Origin of the sequence: Promicromonospora iranensis (assembly GCF_028994775.1) — a bacterium.
Taxonomy (GTDB): Bacteria; Actinomycetota; Actinomycetes; order Actinomycetales; family Cellulomonadaceae; genus Promicromonospora; species Promicromonospora iranensis_A.
In genome coordinates, this window is sequence record NZ_JAJQMN010000006.1 from 18,604 (window position 1) to 37,194 (window position 18,591).

The 18,591-nt window shown below is 71.8% G+C and carries 17 protein-coding genes; 4 read left to right on the forward strand and 13 right to left on the reverse strand.

Translation table 11 applies throughout. The features are described from left to right. Nucleotides 1-7: 7 nt before the first annotated feature. Entirely contained in the window at nt 8-1,090 is a 1,083-nt protein-coding gene (gene argC, locus LUU90_RS12230; RefSeq protein ID WP_275003708.1) for an N-acetyl-gamma-glutamyl-phosphate reductase, read from the reverse strand. Between the two features lie 81 nt (nt 1,091-1,171). On the opposite strand from argC, the gene LUU90_RS12235 reads away from it, so the two are divergent. From LUU90_RS12235 to LUU90_RS12245, 3 genes are all read left to right on the forward strand, one after another. Continuing rightward, nucleotides 1,172-2,155 (forward strand): quinone oxidoreductase family protein, encoded by a 984-nt coding sequence (locus tag LUU90_RS12235; RefSeq protein WP_275003709.1) that lies wholly within the window; start codon nt 1,172-1,174, stop codon nt 2,153-2,155. Nucleotides 2,156-2,457: 302 nt separating this feature from the next. Further along, a complete protein-coding gene (locus tag LUU90_RS12240; protein WP_275003710.1) occupies nt 2,458-3,870 on the forward strand; it encodes a family 43 glycosylhydrolase in 1,413 nt (470 codons plus the stop codon). 196 nt (nt 3,871-4,066) lie between these two features. Beyond that, a complete protein-coding gene (locus LUU90_RS12245; RefSeq protein ID WP_275003711.1) occupies nt 4,067-4,825 on the forward strand; it encodes a methyltransferase domain-containing protein in 759 nt (252 codons plus the stop codon). Between the two features lie 80 nt (nt 4,826-4,905). On the opposite strand, the gene LUU90_RS12250 is transcribed toward LUU90_RS12245, so the two are convergent. Further along, nucleotides 4,906-5,331 carry an SRPBCC family protein gene (locus LUU90_RS12250; protein ID WP_275003712.1) on the reverse strand — a complete coding sequence of 142 codons (426 nt, stop codon included), beginning with the start codon at nt 5,329-5,331 and terminating at the stop codon, nt 4,906-4,908. A gap of 149 nt (nt 5,332-5,480) precedes the next feature. Here LUU90_RS12250 and LUU90_RS12255 point away from each other — a divergent pair, with 149 nt between their 5' ends. Beyond that, on the forward strand, nt 5,481-6,260 hold the full coding sequence (locus LUU90_RS12255; RefSeq protein ID WP_275003713.1) for an LLM class F420-dependent oxidoreductase: 780 nt from the start codon (nt 5,481-5,483) through the stop codon (nt 6,258-6,260). Between the two features lie 42 nt (nt 6,261-6,302). Here the strand turns inward: LUU90_RS12255 and LUU90_RS12260 are convergent, their stop codons facing one another. The 11 genes from LUU90_RS12260 to rpmI all read right to left on the reverse strand — a co-directional run bounded on the left by LUU90_RS12260 (nt 6,303) and on the right by rpmI (nt 18,510). After that, nucleotides 6,303-7,349, reverse strand: coding sequence for a glucose 1-dehydrogenase (locus tag LUU90_RS12260; protein WP_275003714.1), 1,047 nt, complete (start codon nt 7,347-7,349; stop codon nt 6,303-6,305). Continuing rightward, nucleotides 7,349-9,217 carry a glycoside hydrolase family 15 protein gene (locus LUU90_RS12265; protein ID WP_275003715.1) on the reverse strand — a complete coding sequence of 623 codons (1,869 nt, stop codon included), beginning with the start codon at nt 9,215-9,217 and terminating at the stop codon, nt 7,349-7,351. Before LUU90_RS12265 ends, LUU90_RS12260 begins: the two co-directional genes overlap by 1 nt. A gap of 70 nt (nt 9,218-9,287) precedes the next feature. Beyond that, entirely contained in the window at nt 9,288-10,535 is a 1,248-nt protein-coding gene (locus LUU90_RS12270; protein WP_275003716.1) for a hypothetical protein, read from the reverse strand. 98 nt (nt 10,536-10,633) lie between these two features. Then, the gene (locus LUU90_RS12275) at nt 10,634-11,506 is read right to left on the reverse strand and encodes an SDR family NAD(P)-dependent oxidoreductase (RefSeq protein ID WP_275003717.1); all 873 of its coding nucleotides are present in this window, start codon (nt 11,504-11,506) and stop codon (nt 10,634-10,636) included. Beyond that, nucleotides 11,499-14,072 (reverse strand): phenylalanine--tRNA ligase subunit beta, encoded by a 2,574-nt coding sequence (gene pheT, locus LUU90_RS12280; RefSeq protein ID WP_275003718.1) that lies wholly within the window; start codon nt 14,070-14,072, stop codon nt 11,499-11,501. Before pheT ends, LUU90_RS12275 begins: the two co-directional genes overlap by 8 nt. A 1-nt stretch (nt 14,073) precedes the next feature. Further along, complete coding sequence (gene pheS, locus LUU90_RS12285) at nt 14,074-15,147, reverse strand: phenylalanine--tRNA ligase subunit alpha (RefSeq protein WP_275003719.1); 1,074 nt, start codon at nt 15,145-15,147, stop codon at nt 14,074-14,076. Between the two features lie 564 nt (nt 15,148-15,711). After that, entirely contained in the window at nt 15,712-16,308 is a 597-nt protein-coding gene (gene thpR / locus LUU90_RS12290) for an RNA 2',3'-cyclic phosphodiesterase (RefSeq protein ID WP_275003720.1), read from the reverse strand. Between the two features lie 91 nt (nt 16,309-16,399). Continuing rightward, nucleotides 16,400-16,945, reverse strand: coding sequence for a VanZ family protein (locus tag LUU90_RS12295; protein ID WP_275003721.1), 546 nt, complete (start codon nt 16,943-16,945; stop codon nt 16,400-16,402). Between the two features lie 19 nt (nt 16,946-16,964). Next, nucleotides 16,965-17,801 (reverse strand): TrmH family RNA methyltransferase, encoded by an 837-nt coding sequence (locus LUU90_RS12300; RefSeq protein WP_275003722.1) that lies wholly within the window; start codon nt 17,799-17,801, stop codon nt 16,965-16,967. A gap of 62 nt (nt 17,802-17,863) precedes the next feature. After that, on the reverse strand, nt 17,864-18,247 hold the full coding sequence (gene rplT / locus LUU90_RS12305; RefSeq protein WP_274994336.1) for a 50S ribosomal protein L20: 384 nt from the start codon (nt 18,245-18,247) through the stop codon (nt 17,864-17,866). 68 nt (nt 18,248-18,315) lie between these two features. Beyond that, nucleotides 18,316-18,510 (reverse strand): 50S ribosomal protein L35, encoded by a 195-nt coding sequence (gene rpmI, locus LUU90_RS12310; protein WP_275003723.1) that lies wholly within the window; start codon nt 18,508-18,510, stop codon nt 18,316-18,318. Between the last annotated feature and the right edge of the window lie 81 nt (nt 18,511-18,591).

An 18,591-nucleotide genomic window follows, 5' to 3' on the forward strand; every position in this document is an offset into this window, starting at 1 on the left:
CCCCCGGTCATGGTGCGACTCCTTCGGTGATGAGGCCGGCGGTCTCCCGCAGGCCGAGGGCGAGGTTCATGGACTGGACGGCGGCGCCGGCGGTCCCCTTGACGAGGTTGTCGATGGCGGTGATCGTGACCACGCGGCGCGCCGCGGCGTCGACCGCGACCTGCACGCACGCCGTGTTGGCGCCCAGCGTCATCGCGGTGCTGGGCCACTGGCCCTCGGGGAGCAGGTGCACGAACGGCTCGTCGGCGTACGCGGTCTCCCACGCGGCGCGAACCTGCTCCGGGTCGACGCCCTTGGCGAGCGGGGCGGTCGCCGTGGCGAGGATGCCGCGCGCCATCGGCACGAGGGTGGGCGTGAAGCTGATGCTCACCTCCGGCGCGCCGGCGGCCCGCAGGTTCTGCCGGATCTCCGGGATGTGCCGGTGGGTGCCGCCCACGGCGTACGGCTGCGCGGCGCCGAACGCCTCGCTCGCGAGGAGGTGCGGCTTGAGGGCCTTGCCCGCCCCGGAGTACCCGTTGGCCAGCACCGCCACGATGTCGGTCGGCTCCACCACGCCCGCCGCGACGCCGGGCTGCAGCCCGAGGGTGACGGCCGTGACGTTGCAGCCGGGCACCGCGATACGGCGCGCGCCGGCCAGCTTGTCGCGCTGGCGGGCGGCGGTCGTGAGGTCGGCGCCGGATGTCTCGGCATGGATCAGCTCGGGCAGGCCGTAGGGCCAGGTGCCCGCGTGCGTGGACCCGTAGAACTGCTCCCAGTCGCTCGCCGACTCCAGCCGGTGGTCGGCCCCGAGGTCCACGACGAGGACGTCGTCCGGGAGCTGGGCGGCCACCTGTCCCGACGCGCCGTGCGGGAGGCCCAGCACCACCACGTCGTGCCCGCGCAGCGCGTCAGGCGTGGTGGGCTCGAGGATGCGGTGCGCGAGGCCGCGCAGGTGCGGCTGGACCTCGCCGAGGCTCGACCCCGCACTGGTGTGCGCGGTGAGCGTGCCGATCTCGACGAAGGGGTGGGCCGCGAGGAGGCGCAGAACCTCCCCTCCCGCGTACCCGGACGCGCCGGCGACGGCGACTCGGATGAGCTGGCTGCTGGACATATTCCGCACTATACATAGTTATGCAGCCCGGCGAAACCTGACCCCCGACGCTCTCCTCACCCTGCGACATAGGCTCGGCTCATGCATGCAGTCGTAGCCCGTGAGGCGGGCGGCCCCGAGGTCCTGTCCTACACAGAGCTCCCCGATCCGACGCCGGGTCCGGGGCAGCTCCTGGTCCGCGTCGCAGCAGCCGGCGTGAACTTCATCGACACCTACCGACGTTCCGGCGTCTACCCCATGGAGTACCCGCACGTGGCGGGCGTCGAGGGCGCCGGAACCGTGGAGGCGCTCGGCGACGACGTCACGGGCTTCGCGGTCGGTGACCGCGTGGCCTGGCACGACGGGCACGGCTCCTACGCGGAGCTGGTGGCCGTGGACGCCGCGGGCGTCGTGCCGGTACCCGACGGGCTGGACCTCACGACCGCTGCCGCGCTGCCCCTGCAGGGCATCACCGCGCACTACCTCGTACGGTCCACGTTCGAGGTGGGTCCGGAGCACGACGTCCTGCTGACGGCGGGCGCGGGCGGCGTCGGCCTGCTGGCCACCCAGCTCGCCGTCGCGCGCGGCGGGCGGGTCATCACCACCGTCTCGACCGCGGAGAAGGCAGAGCTGTCGGCGTCGGCGGGCGCTGCGCACACCATCGACTACGCGGCGATGGACGACCTCACGGCGGAGCTTCCGGCCCGCGTGCGCGAGCTCACCGACGGCCAGGGCGTGCACGTCGTGTACGACGGCGTGGGCCGGGCCACCTTCGAGGCTTCGCTCGCCTCCCTGCGCCCGCGCGGGATGCTCGTGCTGTTCGGCGGGGCGTCGGGCCAGGTGCCGCCCTTCGATCCGCAGCGGCTCAACAAGGCCGGCTCCCTGTTCCTCACCCGGCCGACGATCGCCCACTACGCGCTCAGCCGCAGCGAGCTCGAGTGGCGTACGTCCGAGGTGCTCGGGTCCGCGGCGTCGGGTGACCTGAAGGTCCACATCGGCTCCACCCTCCCGCTGGCCGACGCCGGTGCGGCGCACGCGGCGCTGGAGGGGCGGGGCACGACGGGCAAGGTGCTGCTCGTCCCGTGAGCCGAGCCCTCTCGACGCGGACGCCATGACTTCGGTCCGTTGCTCTGACTCGGTGCGGACTCCGTGACTTCGGTCCGTTGCTCTGAGATCGGTCGGTTGATTGACCGATCTCAGAGCAACGGACCGAAGTCGGGGAACGGCTGATGCAGGCGACCGATCTCAGCGCCCACGTGCCCCATCACCGGGTCTAACGTTGGAGCGAATCTTCCGGCGGGCGAGTTCAGCGCGCCCTGGGCCTTTACAGCGAATTGCCCAGTCGCGACAATTCACCCGTCGAGTTTTCTCTCGCCCGGAGGTTCAACGTGGTACTTCCTCGCTTCTCCCGTGCTCTTGTCGCCGGCACCGCCGTCGCCGCTCTGGCCTTCGGGCTCCTCACGACCAGCTCCGCAGCAGCAGCTCCCGCAGGCGGCACCAACACCCCCGCCCGGTCCGGAACCGCCGCCATCGCGGGTGACGACCTCTCCGCCCAGGCGGCCGTGCGCCCGAGCCTGGTGCTCGACCGCGACTTCCCTGACCCCGACGTGTCGAAGTTCGGGGACATCTACTACGCGTACGCGACGAACGAGGGCAAGAACCTGCCCTGGGCCACCGCGCCCGACCCGGACGGACCGTGGACCTACCGGTCCACCGACGCGCTGCCGGACCTCGGCGCGTGGGCGCAGGAGGGTCGCACGTGGGCGCCCGACGTCTCCCGCCGCGCCGACGGCCGCTACCTGCTCTACTACACGGCCTGGCACGCGGCGTCCGGACGGCAGTGCATCGGTGCCGCCCTCTCCGACTCCCCCGGCGGACCCTTCGCGCCGGTCGGCACCCAGCCGCTCGTCTGCCCGCTGGGCGCGGGCGGCGCGATCGATGCGTCCAGCTTCGTCGACAGCGACGGGACGCGGTACCTGATCTGGAAGAACGACGGCAACGCCATCGGCGCGACGACATGGATCCATGTGCAGCGGGTGGCGGCGGACGGCATCACCTTCCAGGGCAACGCCACCCAGGTGCTGCGCAACGACCGGGCCGACGAGGCGGGCATCATCGAGGCGCCGGTCATCACCAAGGTGGGCAGCCAGTACGTGCTGTTCTACTCGGCCGGCCCGTACACGACCAACCAGTACGGCACGAACTATGCGGTGTCGAGCTCGATCACGGGGCCCTACACCAAGGCGTTCCGCTTCCTGATGACCACCGACTCGCTCGACGGCGCGGTGGGCGGGCCTGGCGGCGCCGACGTGCTGCGTGATGCCGGGGGCGACAAGCTCGTCTTCCACGGGCACCGCGCGGCGGGTGGTCGGGGCATGTACGTCGCCGACCTCGGCTGGGCCAACGGCTACCCCGTGGTGCGGGGCAGCCGCGTCCGCTACGAGGCCGAGCGCGGGACGCTGAACAACTGCTCCGTCCGCTCGAACGCCGCCGGCGCCTCGGACGGCAAGGTCGTCGCGTACATCGACCACGCCGACAGCTCCGTCGACGTCGGCTCGATCTACGTACCCACCACCGGCAGCTACTCGCTGCACGTCGGCTATGCCAACGGCTCGGCCGGGACCGCCTCACACACGGTCGCGGTGAACGGGACGGCGGCCGGGTCGATCAGCTATCCGGTGACCGGTTGGGACACCTGGCGCCAGGCGACGAAGGACGTGACCCTCCAGGCGGGCTGGAACACCATCCGCCTCGGCAAGGGAACGGCATTCGCGGAGATCGACTACCTCGAGGTCGCATAACCACGACCAACCGAGCGGTCCCGACGTCCGCGGACGCCGCGGACGCCGCGGACGCCGCGGACGCCGCAGCCCAGCGATTGTGCCCGGAACAGCCCAACGTTCCGGACGCAATCGCTGGGCTGCGGCACGTCTGCGTTCCCCGGCCCGCCCGCATCATGTATCTTGACGTCAAGATACTCGACGACGAGGAGTGATCATGGCCGACTGGGACCCCAGCGCATACCTGCAGTACACGGACGAGCGGTCCCGTCCGTTCACCGAGCTGGTCGCCAGGGTTCCCGGGACACCCGCCACGATCGTCGACCTCGGGTGCGGGCCGGGGCACCTGACGGCAGTGCTCCGCGCGCGCTGGCCCGACGCTCACGTGACCGGCGTCGACGCCTCCCCCGCCATGATCGAGCGGGCCCGCGCCGCGGATCCCGGCACCGAGTACGTGCTGGGCGACCTCAGCACCGACGACCACACCGCCGACCTCGTCATCAGCAACGCGGCGCTGCAGTGGGTGCCCGGGCACCGCGACCTGCTCACGACGCTCGCCGACCGGGCGGCACAGACGTTCGCCTTCCAGGTCCCGGGGAACCACGATGCGCCCAGCCACGTCCTGCTGCGCGAGGTCGCCGCGCGGGACCCGTACGCCGGCGTCGTCGGGCCGGTCGAACGGCGGGCCACCGCCGACCCCGCCGAGTACCTGGACCGCCTCGCGCGCCCGGGATGGACGGTCGACACGTGGGAGACCACCTACACGCACCTGCTGCACGGGCCGGACCCCGTGCTGCGTTGGATCTCGGCGACCGGTGCCCAGCCCACGCTGCGAGCGCTGGAGGTCATGGACCCGGCCCTGCGCGCCCGGTTCGAGGACGAGTTCGGCGCGGCGCTGCGGGAGGCCTACCCGGAGCACAGCTATGGCACGCCGCTGACGTTCCGCCGGGTCTTCGCGGTGGCAACCCGGGCCTGAGCCCTGGCTCCGCCCGAGCCTGCCCGAGCCTGCCCGGGTCGAGCCCGTTCCGGGCGAGCTCCGGGGCCTGGGGAGGCCGGTTACGAGCTCAACCTGGCCCGGAGTCCGGCGAGCTCGGTGTCGACGTACTGACGCGTGCGCCCCATGGCCAGCTTGCCGATCAGCCACGCGAGACCACCGGTCTGCGTGATCGCGAGCGTCACCCGGGAACGGCCGTCGGGCAGCCGCTCCACCAGGTGCTCCGCCTGCGTGGTCACACCGGGCGCCTCGCTGATCCACGCGAAGTGGCGGGGCGGGTCCCACTCGTCGATCAGCCAGACCGCGAGGGGCATCTTCGGCTGCTCGATCCGCACCTGCGTGCCGACGTCGGGCGGGTTCGGCCCGTCGATGATCGACACCGACGTCATGGACGACGTCCAGTCAGGCATGTGCTCGACGTCGGACAGGACAGCCCATACGGCCTCCGGCGAGGCGTCGATCTCTGCGGACGTGCTGTAGTTCGGCATGCGTGCTCCTGTCATCTCCGGTTGTCGCCGACCGGCGGCACACCCATAGTCTCGGCCCCATGGCATCTCGCGCGGGGTGACCGACACGCCTCCGGGGCCGGCCGGCTCCGCCGAGCGCGACAGGCTCGGCGTCGTCATAGGCTGCGGATATGACCGATCGCCCCATCCGCATTGCGCTGCAGCTGCAGCCGCAGCACGCCGACTACTCCGCCCTCCGCGACGCGGTGCTTCGCGCCGAGGACATCGGGGTCGACGTCATCTTCAACTGGGACCACTTCTACCCGCTCACGGGTGACCCGGACGGCAAGCACTTCGAGGCCTGGACCATGCTCGGCGCCTGGGCCGAGCAGACCGATCGGGTCGAGATCGGCGCGCTGGTGACCGGGATCGGCTACCGGAACCCGGACCTGCTGGCCGACATGGCACGCACCGTCGACCACATCTCCGGCGGGCGCCTGATCCTGGGCCTGGGCGCGGGCTGGTTCGAGAAGGACTACGACCAGTTCGGCTACGAGTTCGGTACCGCCGGGTCCCGTATCGCGAGCCTGGCCGACGCCATGCCGCGGATCAAGTCCCGCCTCGCCGCCGGCAACCCGGCACCCGAGCGGAAGATCCCCATCCTGATCGGTGGCGGCGGTGTCAAGAAGACGCTGCGCATCGTGGCCGAGCACGCCGACGTCTGGCACAGCTTCGGCGACGTCGACGTCCTGCGGACCAAGTCCGCGATCCTTGACGAGCACGGGGCTGCCGTCGGCCGGGACACCGCCGCGCTGGTCGAGCGGTCGGTGGGGGTCAGCGGCCCGCCGGAGGCGACCGGCGAGGCTCTGGTGGCGGCCGGGGCGACCCTGCTCACCATCGGCTCGAGCGGGCCGGACTACGACCTGAGCACCGTCCAGTCCTGGGTCGACTGGCGCGACGAGCGCCGCTGAGCTCGCGCCGGGCCAGCGACCGGGCCAGCGACCGGGCCGGTGCTACAGCTCCAGCACCGTCTTGATCCCGCCGGGGTCGCTCGCGAACGCCTCCACCGCGTCCTCGAGCGGCACCCGGCGGGTCACGATGCGGCGCAGCCAGTCGACGTCGGCCTGGGCCAGCGCCTCGGCACCTGCCCGGTAGTGGGTCAGGTTCGCGTTCACCGAACCGATGATCGCGTCGTTCTCCAGCACGATCTCGCGGTTGAGCGCGCCGACGTCGAACAAGAGCTTGCGACCCGCGGAGGTGACGCCCGTGAGGCAGGTGACGCCGTAGGTCCCGCTCGCGGAGAGCGCGTCGACCACCACCTGGGTCGCACCGGTGGCCTCGATGACCACGTCCGGGCGCAACGCGTGGGCGACGTCGCTGACGGAGTCGGTGTGGTAGTCGGCGCCCAGGTCGGCGACGAGCTCGGGCTTCGGACCGTCGGTGACACGGTCGAGCACGTGCACCTCGAGGCCACGCTGGACCCCGAGCAGTGCGGCCAGCAGACCGATCGGGCCCGCACCGGTCACGAGCGCGACCTTGGGCTCGAACCAGGCGCGCTGCCCGACCAGCTCGATCTGCTCCCAGGCCTTGGCGACGACGGTGGTCGGCTCGAGCAGCATGCCGACGTCGGCGAGCGCCGGGTCGAGGCGGACGGCGTAGTCGGCCTCGACGGTCCACCGCTCGGAAGCGAACCCGTCGATCGCCTTGATGCCCCGCTCCGTGTACCGGCCGTTGCGGCACATGTCGAACTGGCCCCGCGCGCACGCCCCGCAGGGTTCCGGGTCCGGACGGCGGACCACGCCCACCACCAGGTCGCCGGGCGCGAAGCCGGAGCCGTCCGGCGCCGAACGGACCCGGCCGAGCGACTCGTGCCCGAGCACCAGCCGCTCGCGCCCGGGCGGCGCCCAGCCGTACTCACCCGCCGCGATCTCGCGGTCCGTGGCGCACACGCCGACGGCCAGGCCGTCGACCAGGAGCTCACCGTCCGCGGGGACCGGTTCGTCCACGTCGGTGACGGCCAGCGTGCCGGGCGTCTGCGGAACCACGGTCAGCGCGCGCATCAGACGTTCTCCTTCGCCGCGGACGCTGCGGACGCTGGGGACGGGACGGCCACCTCGTCGGTCACGCCCGACTCGACGTCGCGGGGAGTCACCTCGCGGCCGAGCCGCAGCGCGCTGTTGACCAGGCCGAGATGGCTGAAGGCCTGTGGGGTGTTGCCGAGGTGGCGCCCCGTGTGCACGTCGTACTCCTCGCTCAGGAGCCCGAGGTCGTTGCGCAGGGTGAGCAGGCGCTCGAACAGGGCGACCGCCTCGTCGCGCCGTCCGATGCCGTGCAGTGCGTCCACGAGCCAGAAGCTGCAGACCAGGAACGTCGCCTCGCTGCCCGGAAGGCCGTCCACCCGGTCGTCGGCGTGCGTGTGGTAACGCAGCAGGAGGCCGTCCTGGCTCAGCTCGCGCTGCACGGCGTCCACGGTGCCGATCACCCGCGGGTCGTCCCAGGGCAGGAACCCGACCTGCCCGATCAGCAGCAGGGCCGCGTCGAGGCCTTCGGAGCCGTAGAACTGCGTGAACGTGTTCCGTTCCGGGTCGAACCCGTAGGTGCACACCTCGTCGTGGATCCGGTCGCGGACGGTACGCCACCGTTCGACGGGCCCGACCAGTCCCAGCTCCTCGACCGCGCGCACCGCCCGGTCGAAGCCGGCCCACGCCATGACCCGGGAGTGCACGAACGCACGACGCGGGCCGCGCACCTCCCAGAGCCCGTTGTCGAGCTTGTCCCAGTGCTCCTCCAGGTAGTTCAGGAGCGCCAGCTGCAGGCGCCAGGCCTCGGGGTCGGTCTCGAGGCCCGCCTCGCGTGCGAGGTGCAGCCCGTCCAGGGTCTCGCCCCAGACGTCGAGCTGCAGCTGGCCTACCGCACCGTTGCCGATCCGTACCGGGCTCGAACCCTCGTACCCGGGCAGCCAGTCGATCGTGTACTCCGGCAGCCGACGCCGCCCGTCCAGCCCGTACATGATCTGCAGGTCCGCCGGGTCGCCGGCGACGGCGCGCAGGAGCCACGCTCGCCACTCACGTGCTTCGTCGATGAACCCGGTGCCGACCAGAGCCTGCAGCGTGAAGGCGGCGTCCCGCAGCCAGCAGTACCGGTAGTCCCAGTTCCGGGCCCCGCCGAGCTCCTCGGGGAGTGACGTCGTCGCGGCGGCCGCGATGGCGCCGGTCGGAGCGTAGGTCAGGGCCTTCAGCGTGATCAGCGACCGGTGCACGGCCTCGGCCCACGGGCCGGTGTACGTGGAGTGCGCGATCCAGGACCGCCAGAACTCCTCGGTGTCCCGGAGCGCCGCCTCCGGTTCCACCGACTCCTTCATGGGCAGGTGGGACGCGTGGTGCGTCAGGACGAACGGCACCCGGTCCCCCGGCCTGACGGTGAAGTGGGCACGCAGGACCGAACCGTCGGCGACGCCGTCGTGCGTCATCTCGACGCCCGTGTCGATCCGGACGGAGTCCGGGCCCGCCACCGCACGCAGCGCAGCGCCCTCCTCCGTCACCCAGGGCACGACGTTGCCGTAGTCGAACCGGAGCCGCAGCTCGGTGGTCATCGGGACGGCGCCGCTGATGCCCTCGACGATACGGACCAGATCGGCATGGTTACCACGCGGCGGCATCAGGTCGATCAGGCGGACCTTGCCCTCGGGAAGCTCCCACTCCGTCTCCAGGATCAGGGTGCCCTCCCGGTACCGCCGGCTGGTACACAGGCCACCGGCGGTCGGCCCCAGGCGCCACGACCCGTGCTGGTCGTCCCCCAGCAGGGCGGCGAAGCACGCCGGGGAGTCGAACCGCGGCATGCACATCCAGTCGACCGAGCCGTCCCGACCGATCAGCGCTGCCGAATGGAGGTCCCCGACAATTCCGTAATCTTCGATTCGGAGCGTCATCGTGCCTCAGCCTAGGTTCTGGCGGCCCTGCCCACCAGGCGACAACCCCGACGGTCGCACGCCCGACGGATCAGAACGACGAGGCGTCCGCCGCGTACACCCAGCGGTAGCCCGGGTACTCACCGAGCGACCACAGGTAGTCGCGGGTCGGGTCGTACGACAGGTCCTCCGCACCCACGGTCAGCGCGTTGCCGTGCCGCACGATCGGCCCCGACGGCGCGGCAAACGTGTGCAGGTCACCGTCCGAGTTCGGGTCCGAGTGGTTCGAGCCGTCACTCTGCGAGAAGAAGAACTCACCGTTGATGGCGGTCGAGCCCTGCACGCTCTCCAGGTCGGTCCGATAAGCCTCCGTCGCCTTGATGACGCCGTCCGACGCAGGCTTCAGGTACCGGTTCGTGTAGTCGATCGGGACCCGTATCGTCCGGACCTGCGCACCCGCATCGACGTCCGCCGGACTCCGGTACTCGCTCACGATCACCGAGTCCGGCGAGCTCGTCCGGTCGAGCGCGACCGACGAGTGCTGCAGCTGCGCATACCCGCCGGCGGTCGAGTCGGTGAACTTCGCCGTCTGCGGCAGCACGTACTTGTAGTCGAACGCGTGGTACGAGCCGTCCGCCTGGCGCCCGACCGCAGACGATCGACCCGTCGAGACCTGCCACAGGTGATCCAGGTCGAACACCCGGAACCCACCGCTCGTGTCCGCCACGTACAGCAGGTTGCCGTACCACATGATGCCGCCCGCATGGATGTTGACCGGCCGGTACGACGGCGCACTCGCGGTACCGCTCGGCTCGACCAGCAGGATGTGCCGGTACGGAGGCGCCGAGGCGCTCGCGGACAGGTTGGACACGCTGATGCGCACGCCCTTGTCGATGCCGTCCTCGGCGTGGTCGTACCAGCTCACCAGGTTGATGCGCTTGCCGTCGTACGTGCCCGCCCCGTACGCGTCGGAGCTCGTGGTGATGCCCTGCGGGTACCACGCGGTGGTGTCCTGGTCGCCGTCGTTCCAGCAGTAGTACGCGGTGCGGTGCGTGACCGACGGTGCGCTGCCGCAGCTCGGGGTGCGGTTCGCGTCGTCGGCCACCGCTCCCATGGTCACGTTCGGCAGTGCCGCGTCGAGGGCTCCCACCAGGGACGACGACGTCTCGGACAGCGTGTAGCGGAAGTTGCTCGCCGTGAGCGGTGTCGCGGCGGCCGCTACCGACGGCCCGGCCGCTTCGCTCGCGGTCTCCGTTGCGACCGCCTGGCCCGCGGAGCCGAGCAGGACACACAGTCCCAGGCTCGCGACGGCGAGCGCGGGGCGACGACGATGACGCATGGTGGTCTCCTTGCGTGAGGGGACGGTTGCTTGCACACCGTAGGGAGTGCCCGTCCCCTCACACCAGTACCGCCGGGTGAACGTCCGATGGCCGCCGGTCAGCGCTTCGTGAGGGTGTCCGCCAGGGGGTCGTCGTCCCCCGCGGGGAGCACCCGCAACCTGCGGGCCGTCGCCTCGACGCCCTGCTCCGCGACACCCGCCGCCAGCGCCTTCAGCGATTCGGGGGTGTCGTCGGTGACGCGCAGGAACCAGCCCGAGCAGGCGTCGAGCTCGCCGGCCGCTATCGCGTTCACGACGTCGGTGACCCGCTCGACCGGGGTCCAGTCGGTGCGGTCCTCGTGCAGGGTCATGCCCGTCGACATGTCGGTCCGCACGACCCCGGGAGCGAGCTCGAAGACACGGATCCCGTGCCGGAAGCCGTCACCGTGGAGGTTGGTCCCCATCCGCATCAGCGCGGTCTTGCTCGCGTTGTACGCGGAGTAGCCGCCGGCCATCTCGTGCGAGCTCGCACCGGAGGCCAGGTCGATGACCCGGCCGCCACCGCGCTCGATCATGCCCGGCACGATGTACCGGTTGAACAGGAAAGGCGCACGCACGTTGGTCTCGAACACGGACCACCACTCGTCGGGGTCGGCCTCCCACAAGGGATGCTCCGACTCGATCGCGCCGGCATTGTTCACCAGCAGGTCGATCGATCCCAGCGCTTCCTCGGCCCGTCCGACGGCGGCACGCACCGCCACCGGGTCGGACACATCGGCGGTCAGCTCGACCACCGTCACCCCCGCGGCCCGGATCTCCGTGGCCACGGCAGCGAGCCGTCCCGCGTCCCGCGCGAGCAGGGCGACGTCCAGCCCTGCTCGCGCGAGCCCGAGCGCGATCTCCCGGCCGATCCCGCGCGAGGCACCCGTGACGAGCGCCGTGCGCGACGGCGGGGTCGCGGCGGATCCGGCCGCCTGGTGCGGGTCAGCCACGCAGAACCGCCCCGACCTTCTCCCCCGCCGCCTCCACGACTGCGTCGCGCACCGCGCGCACCTCCTTGGCGGAGAGCGTGCGGTCCGCCGCACGCAGGCGGAGGGAGTACGCGAGCGACTTCTTGCCCTCGCCCACCTGCTCCCCCGTGAAGACGTCGAACAGGGCGACGTCCTCGAGCAGCTCGCCGGCGCCCGCCACGATCGCCGACCGAACGGCCTCGGCCGGCACGCTGCCGTCGACCACGAAGGCGAAGTCCTCCTTGGCCGCGGGAAACGCCGACACGGGCACTGCCGCGACGGGCTCGCCCGACGCCGCACCGACCAGCACGCTCAGGTCGACCTCGAACGCCGCGGCACGGGCAGGCAGCCCCAGCGTCTCGACGACCTTGGGGTGCAGCTCACCGGCGTGGCCGACGAGCGTGCCGTCCGTGAGCTCGAGGCGTGCGCAACGACCCGGGTGCCACGGCATGTGCTCGGCGTCGGGGACGACCACCACGTCGGCCCGGGCACGCTCGGCCACCAGCCGGGCCGCCGCCAGGGCGTCCTCCCAGCCGGCCGTGCGGCCCTCGCCCCACCAGCCGGCGAGCTCCCGCCTGCCGGTCAGCACACCGGCGACCCGACGCGGCTGCTCAGGTACCGCCGCGGCGAGCGCCGCGAGCTGCTCGTCGCTGGGCCGCACACCGCCGGGCAGCGTGGGCGCCGCGGGGGCGCCCTGCGTCGGGCGCGTGACGAGGCCGATCTCGTACACCGCGAGGTCCGTCAGTCCGCGCGAGACGTTGCGGCGCACGGTGTCGAGCAGCGTCACGAGCAGGTTCGACCGCATCAGCGGCTTGTCGTCGGCCATCGGGTTGACGAGCCGGAGCGAGACACGGCGCGGGTCGTCGGCGGGCAGGCCGAGCGCGTCGTACTCGGGGGTACCGACGAACGGGTAGCTGAGCGTCTCGACGAAGCCCGCCTCCGCCAGAGCGCGGGCGACCGAACGGCGCGTGCGCTGCTCGGCAGTGAGCCCGCGGCCACCCGGTGCGGCCGGGAGCACCGACGGCACCTGGTCGTAGCCCTGGATGCGCACGACCTCCTCGACCAGGTCGGCCGGGCCGGTGAGGTCGGGGCGCCAGGACGGCGGGGTGACGAGGAGAGTCTCGACAGGCTCGACCGCCGCGGAGGCGTCGGCCACCGTGGCGCCGATCTCTTCGAGGGTGCTGCGTACCTGCTCCGGCGTGTACTCGACGCCCGAGAGCCGGGTCGGCTCGGTGACCTTGAGCGCGATCTGCTTCTGCGGGGTCGCCCCGGTGTTGTCGAGGTCGCTCACTGCGGCGTCGGCGGTCCCGCCGCCCAGCTCGACCAGCAGGTCGACCACGCGCTGCGCCGCGACAGGGGGCAGCAACGGGTCGACCCCACGCTCGAACCGCTTGGCGGCCTCGCTCGACAGCTTGTGCCGGCGCGCGGTACGCGCGACCGTGATCTGGTCGAAGTGGGCCGCCTCGACCAGCACGTCCGTCGTCGTCTCGCTGACCTCCGACGAGGCACCACCCATCACTCCGGCAAGGCCGAGCACCCGGCTGCCCGCTCCGGCGGGCGAGTCGGTGATCAGGAGGTCCTCACCGTCCAGCGCGCGGTCAGCGTCGTCCAGGGTGGTGAGGCGCTCGCCCGGGGTGGCACGACGGACCACGATAGGGGCCGAGACCTTGGCGAGGTCGTAGGCGTGCAGCGGCTGCCCGAGGTCGAGCATCACGTAGTTCGTGATGTCGACCGCCAGGGAGATCGACCGCATGCCGGAACCCTCGAGCCGGTGCTTCATCCACGCGGGCGTGGGCGCGGCCGGGTCGATGCCACGCACGATGCGCGTCACGAACCGGTCGCAGCCCACCACGCCGTTGATCGGCGCGTCGTCCCGCACCTGGACCTCGAAGCCGTCGGCCGTCGGGGCCGGCTCGGCACCCGTGGGCAGGCCACGATCCGTGAACTTGGCACCCGTGGAGTGTGCGTACTCGCGCGCCACGCCGCGGTAGCTGAACGCGTACCCACGGTCCGGCGTCACGTTGATCTCCAGGACCTCCTCGCCGAGGCCGAGGAGCGCGATCGCGTCCTGGCCGGGGGTGAGGTCCTCCTCGGCGAACCCGTGCCGGGTCAGCACCAGGATGCCGTCGTGGTCCTCCCCGATCCCGAGCTCCCGGACCGAGCAGATCATGCCGTCGGACACGTGCCCGTAGGTCTTGCGGGCGGCGATCGGGAACGGTCCGGGCAGCACGGTGCCGGGCAGTGCCACGGCCACGAGGTCACCGGGCGCGAAGTTGTGCGCGCCGCAGACGATGCCGCGCGCGCCTTCGGCGTCGTTGTGCTCGGGGCCGACGTCGACACGGCACCAGTTGATCGTCTTGCCGTTCTTCTGCGGCTCGGGCGTCATCTCGAGCACCCGGCCGACCACGAGGGGGCCGGTCACGGCCGCCCCGTGGATCGCCTCTTCTTCCAGGCCAATCTTGACGAGGTCGGCCGCGAGCTGCTCGGCGGTGAGGTCCGCGGGCACCTCTACGTGGTCAGCGAGCCAGTCCTTCACGATGAGGGGCACTTCAGATCTCCGTCCCGAACTGAGTGGAGAAGCGCACGTCGCCCTCCACGATGTCGTGCATGTCCGCGATCGAGTGGCGCAGCATGAGCGTGCGCTCGATGCCCATGCCGAACGCGAAGCCCGTGTACTCCTCCGGGTCCACTCCCGCGGCGCGCAGCACGTTCGGGTTGACCATGCCGCAGCCACCCCACTCGATCCAGCCCGCACCGCCCTTCTTCTGCGGGAACCACAGGTCCATCTCGGCGGACGGCTCCGTGAACGGGAAGAACGCCGGGCGCAGGCGCGTCCTGGCCTCCGGTCCGAACATCGCCTTCGCGAACGCGTCCAGCGTGCCCACGAGGTTCGCCATCGTCAGGCCCTTGTCGACCGCGAGGCCCTCGACCTGGTGGAACACCGGGGTATGGGTCTGGTCCAGCGCGTCGGTGCGGAACGTCCGGCCGGGGCAGGCGATGTACAGGGGCACGCCGCGCTCGAGCAGGGAGCGAGCCTGGACCGGGGACGTGTGCGTGCGCAGCACGAGGTTCGACTCGCCGCCACTCTCACCGTCGCCGGCGACGTAGAACGTGTCCTGCATCTGGCGGGCAGGGTGGTCCGGTCCGAAGTTCAGCGCGTCGAAGTTGAACCACTCGGCCTCGACCTCGGGGCCGTCGGCGATCTCCCAGCCGAGGCCGACGAAGAAGTCGGCGATGCGCTCCTGGACCAGCTCGATCGGGTGACGTGCTCCCGCCGTCGTGCGCTGGACCGGGAGGGTGACGTCCACCGTCTCCTCCGCGAGCACGCGCGCGTCACGCTCGGCCTCGAGCTCCGACTGCCGGGCCGCGATCGCCTGGTTGATCCGACCGCGACGCGGACCCACGAGCTTGCCGGCCTTCGCCTTGTCCGGGCCGGGCAGCGCGCCGATACCCCGGTTGGCGAGGGCCAGCGAGCTGCGGTCCCCGGTGTGCTGGGTACGGACGGCCTTCAGCGCGTCGAGGTCGCCGGCCTGGGCGATGTCGTCGAGGGCGGCCTTGACCGCGGCGTCGAGCGCCGCCTCGTCGAGCGGATCGATGGGTGCCTTCTCATCGGGCGTGGACATGCTTGCCTTCCTGGCGGATTCGGGAGCCGGCGCGGTCCCCTGCCTGGGAACCGGTGCCGGCAGATGAAGTCTAGGTGCCCGCCAGGGCTCAGGACGCGTTGTCCACAGGGCTGCTCAGTGCCCGCGCGCAGCGCTCGCCGCACGGCCCCTAGCGGGCCGCATAAATCGACGGGTCAATGGCTGCATGGCCTCATCATTCCATGCCGGGGCGAGCCGGAGCAATGTCGATTCCCTCGTCGGGCCAGGCGCGCTTGGCACACTTTTTCTGATGTCAGAGGGTCCGCGTAGCGTCGCTCACGTCTTCACGGCCGGGGCGGCCCTGGTCCCGGCCGTGGAGACGACCTCGTGCGCTACGCCGTTCCGAACGAGCGCAGGAAGTGCCCGCCGACGCGCCGGGCCGGCGTGTCCCCGGTCAGCGCCGTGACGACGTCGCGCTCGGTCGGGAAGTGGCGGTAGAGCGTCGCCGTCCCGGCGCGCCCAGATCGAGGAGCTGACCAGGTACGTGGAGTCCGGCGGCGTGCGCGGGAAGATCGTCCTGCTCGCGGACCGGTGATCGTCCGCCGGTCAGCCCTCCAGGGCCCAGGTCTCCACGATCTCGTACCGGGGACCGCCCTGCGCGCCCTCGCCGGGGCGTGACTCGACGAGCGCGAACGAGTCCGCCGTCCAGTCGGGTCCGGCATAGACGGACAGCGCCTGGGCGGCGGGCTCGAGTGCCGACCGGGGCTCTCCCACCGTGCGCTTGCCCCACCGGTCGCGCCCCCGCGGCGGACGCACCTGCCCGGCCCGCGCGTGGGCGACGGTGACGTGCGCCCGGTGCGGCTTGACGTCCTCCGGCACCTCGCGGGGCGAGGCGGCCAGGCAGTCGGACGCCAGGTCCTTCAGCGCGCCCGTCTCGCCGTCGACGCCGATCCACAGGACGCGGGCCCCGAACGACCCGGCGCCTCGGAGGCGCAGGTCGACGGGCCCGTGCTTGCGCGCCACGTCGGAGAGCTCCTCGCACAGCTCCGGGACCGTCCCCTCGGGGAGGTCCGCGTAGAACGCGAGAGTGATGTGCAGGTTCTCCCGCGGCACCCAGCGCGGAGAAGCCGGGACGCCGTCGACGGCGAGTCCGAGATGGTCCTTGACGTTCGCGGGCGGAATGATCGCCGTGAAGAGCCGCACCACCCGATCGTATGCGGTCGACTCCGGCAACCGAAGCGATTTCAGGTAGCCAGCGGGCGGGTGCCCGGAGCGGTGGTGGGCCGGGCCTCCACTAGGCCCACCACCTGCGCGAGCACAGAGCCGCCAGCACGGCGCCCGCGGTATTCACGAGGACGTCGTCCACCGAGCTCACGCGGCCCAGGTCGAGCACGTACTGCAGGACCTCCACGGCCGCGGAGACGGCCGCGGCGACCACGGCGACCCGAGCGAGGACCGCCGCGGTGCGCCGGCGGGCATCGGGCGCGAGGCGGAACCGGATCGGCAGGAAGAAGCCGAGAGCGGCGAGGGCCAGGAGGTTGCCACCCACCTGGACCACCAGCTCGGCGACCGGGCCGCCGAGCTGGTCCGCGAGGTCCCGGAACGGGACGAGCGAGAGCGAGCTGTCACGAGGCTTGGGCGTGAGGATCATCCAGACCCACGGGGTGGTTCCCGCGACCATGCCGACCTCGGCGACGGAATGCCGCCAGGCCTGCCGCCTCGGGACCCCGCGCAAGGTCCGTAGCCGTACGAGCAGCCGGATCGCCGCTCCCGCGGCGAGGAGACCGAGCACCGCGGGACGCAGCACGTGGCCCCACTCCCCCCAGACGCCGGCCGTCATCCGCCGCTCCGCCGCCCGCTCAGCGCTGGGCCCGGCTGCTCGCGTAGAGGCAGACGGTCGCGGCCGTGGCCAGGTTGAGCGACTCGGCCTTGCCGCGGATCGGCACCCGCACCACGGCGTCGGCCAGTGCGCGGTCCGCCTCGGGCAGGCCCCAGGCCTCGTTGCCGAACACCCAGGCCGTCGGGCCGGCCAGGTCGGGAGTCGCGCCGGACCCCGCGGAGTCCAGGAGGTCGTCCAGATCGAGCGGTCCGGTGCCGTCCGCCGCGAGGACGTGGCAGCCCACGGCACGCAGCTCGGTCACCGTGGCCTCCAGCGAGAGACCGGTGACGACCGGCAGGTGGAACAGCGACCCGGCGGTGGAGCGCACCACCTTGGGGTTGTGCACGTCGACGCTCTCCCCCGCGAGGACCACGAGGTCGGCCCCGGCCGCGTCGGCGGCCCGGATGACGGTACCCGCGTTCCCGGGGTCGCGGACGGTGGCGAGCACGGCGGCCAGCAGGGGCCGCCCGGCACGCTCCGGGTCGCGAGCGTCCAGGGCCTCAGGCAGCGACGGCGCGGAGGACCGCACGACGGCGAGCACGCCCTGGGCGTCGGCGCTCATCGCCTCGAGCACCTCCGGGGTGCCGACATGCAGGAACAACCCGGCCGAGCGGGCGTCGTCGACGATCTCCGCGTACCGGGAGGCGGCCGCGGGCGTCAGGTAGACGTCGCGGACGGACGACGGCGCGTGCCGGACCGCCTCGCGCACACCCTGCGGCCCTTCGACCAGGTACAGCCCGTGCCGGGAGCGCGCCGAACGCCCGGCCAGTGCCCGTACCTGCTTGATCCGGTCGGCTCGCGGATTCGCGAGCGTCACATCAAGCACTGGTCGGGCCTCCGAAGAGGAAACTGGCCGGGCGTCCGGTGAACTGCTCAACCTCAGGCAGCGGCCGGGGCGTTAACATCCGCCGGCAGCGCGTCCTTGGCGACCTGGACGAGGGCGTTGAACGCCGCGACGTCGTTGACCGCAAGCTCCGCGAGCATGCGGCGGTCGACCTCGATACCAGCGGCCTTGAGGCCCTGGATGAGGCGGTTGTAGGTCAGACCCTGCGCGCGGGACGCAGCGTTGATGCGCTGGATCCACAGCTTGCGGAAGTCACCCTTGCGCGCCTTCCGGTCACGGTAGGCGTAGACGAGCGAGTGGGTGACCTGCTCCTTCGCCTTGCGGTAGAGGCGCGAGCGCTGGCCGCGGTAACCGGCGGCGCGCTCGAGGGTTGTACGGCGCTTCTTCTGGGCATTTACTGCCCGCTTCACGCGTGCCACGTGAGACTCCTTGTACTTCGGGGCTGAAAGGGTTCTTGGCGACGCCCGTCAGGCGTGCGCCATAAAGGTCACTTACCGAGCAGCTTCTTGACCTTCTTGACGTCGGCCGGCGCAACGGCCTGGTCCATGGCCAGACGACGCGTGCGACGGCTGGACTTGTGCTCGAGGTAGTGGCGACCGTTGGTCTGCTCGCGCATGACCTTGCCGCTACCGGTGACCTTGAACCGCTTCTTCGAGCCGGAGTGCGTCTTGTTCTTCGGCATGACTGCCGTATCTCCTCGTGTCGGTCGACCGCTGCTGGAGCGGCGACGTTGTACCTGGGCCGGTAGGCCGGCCCGGTGTCG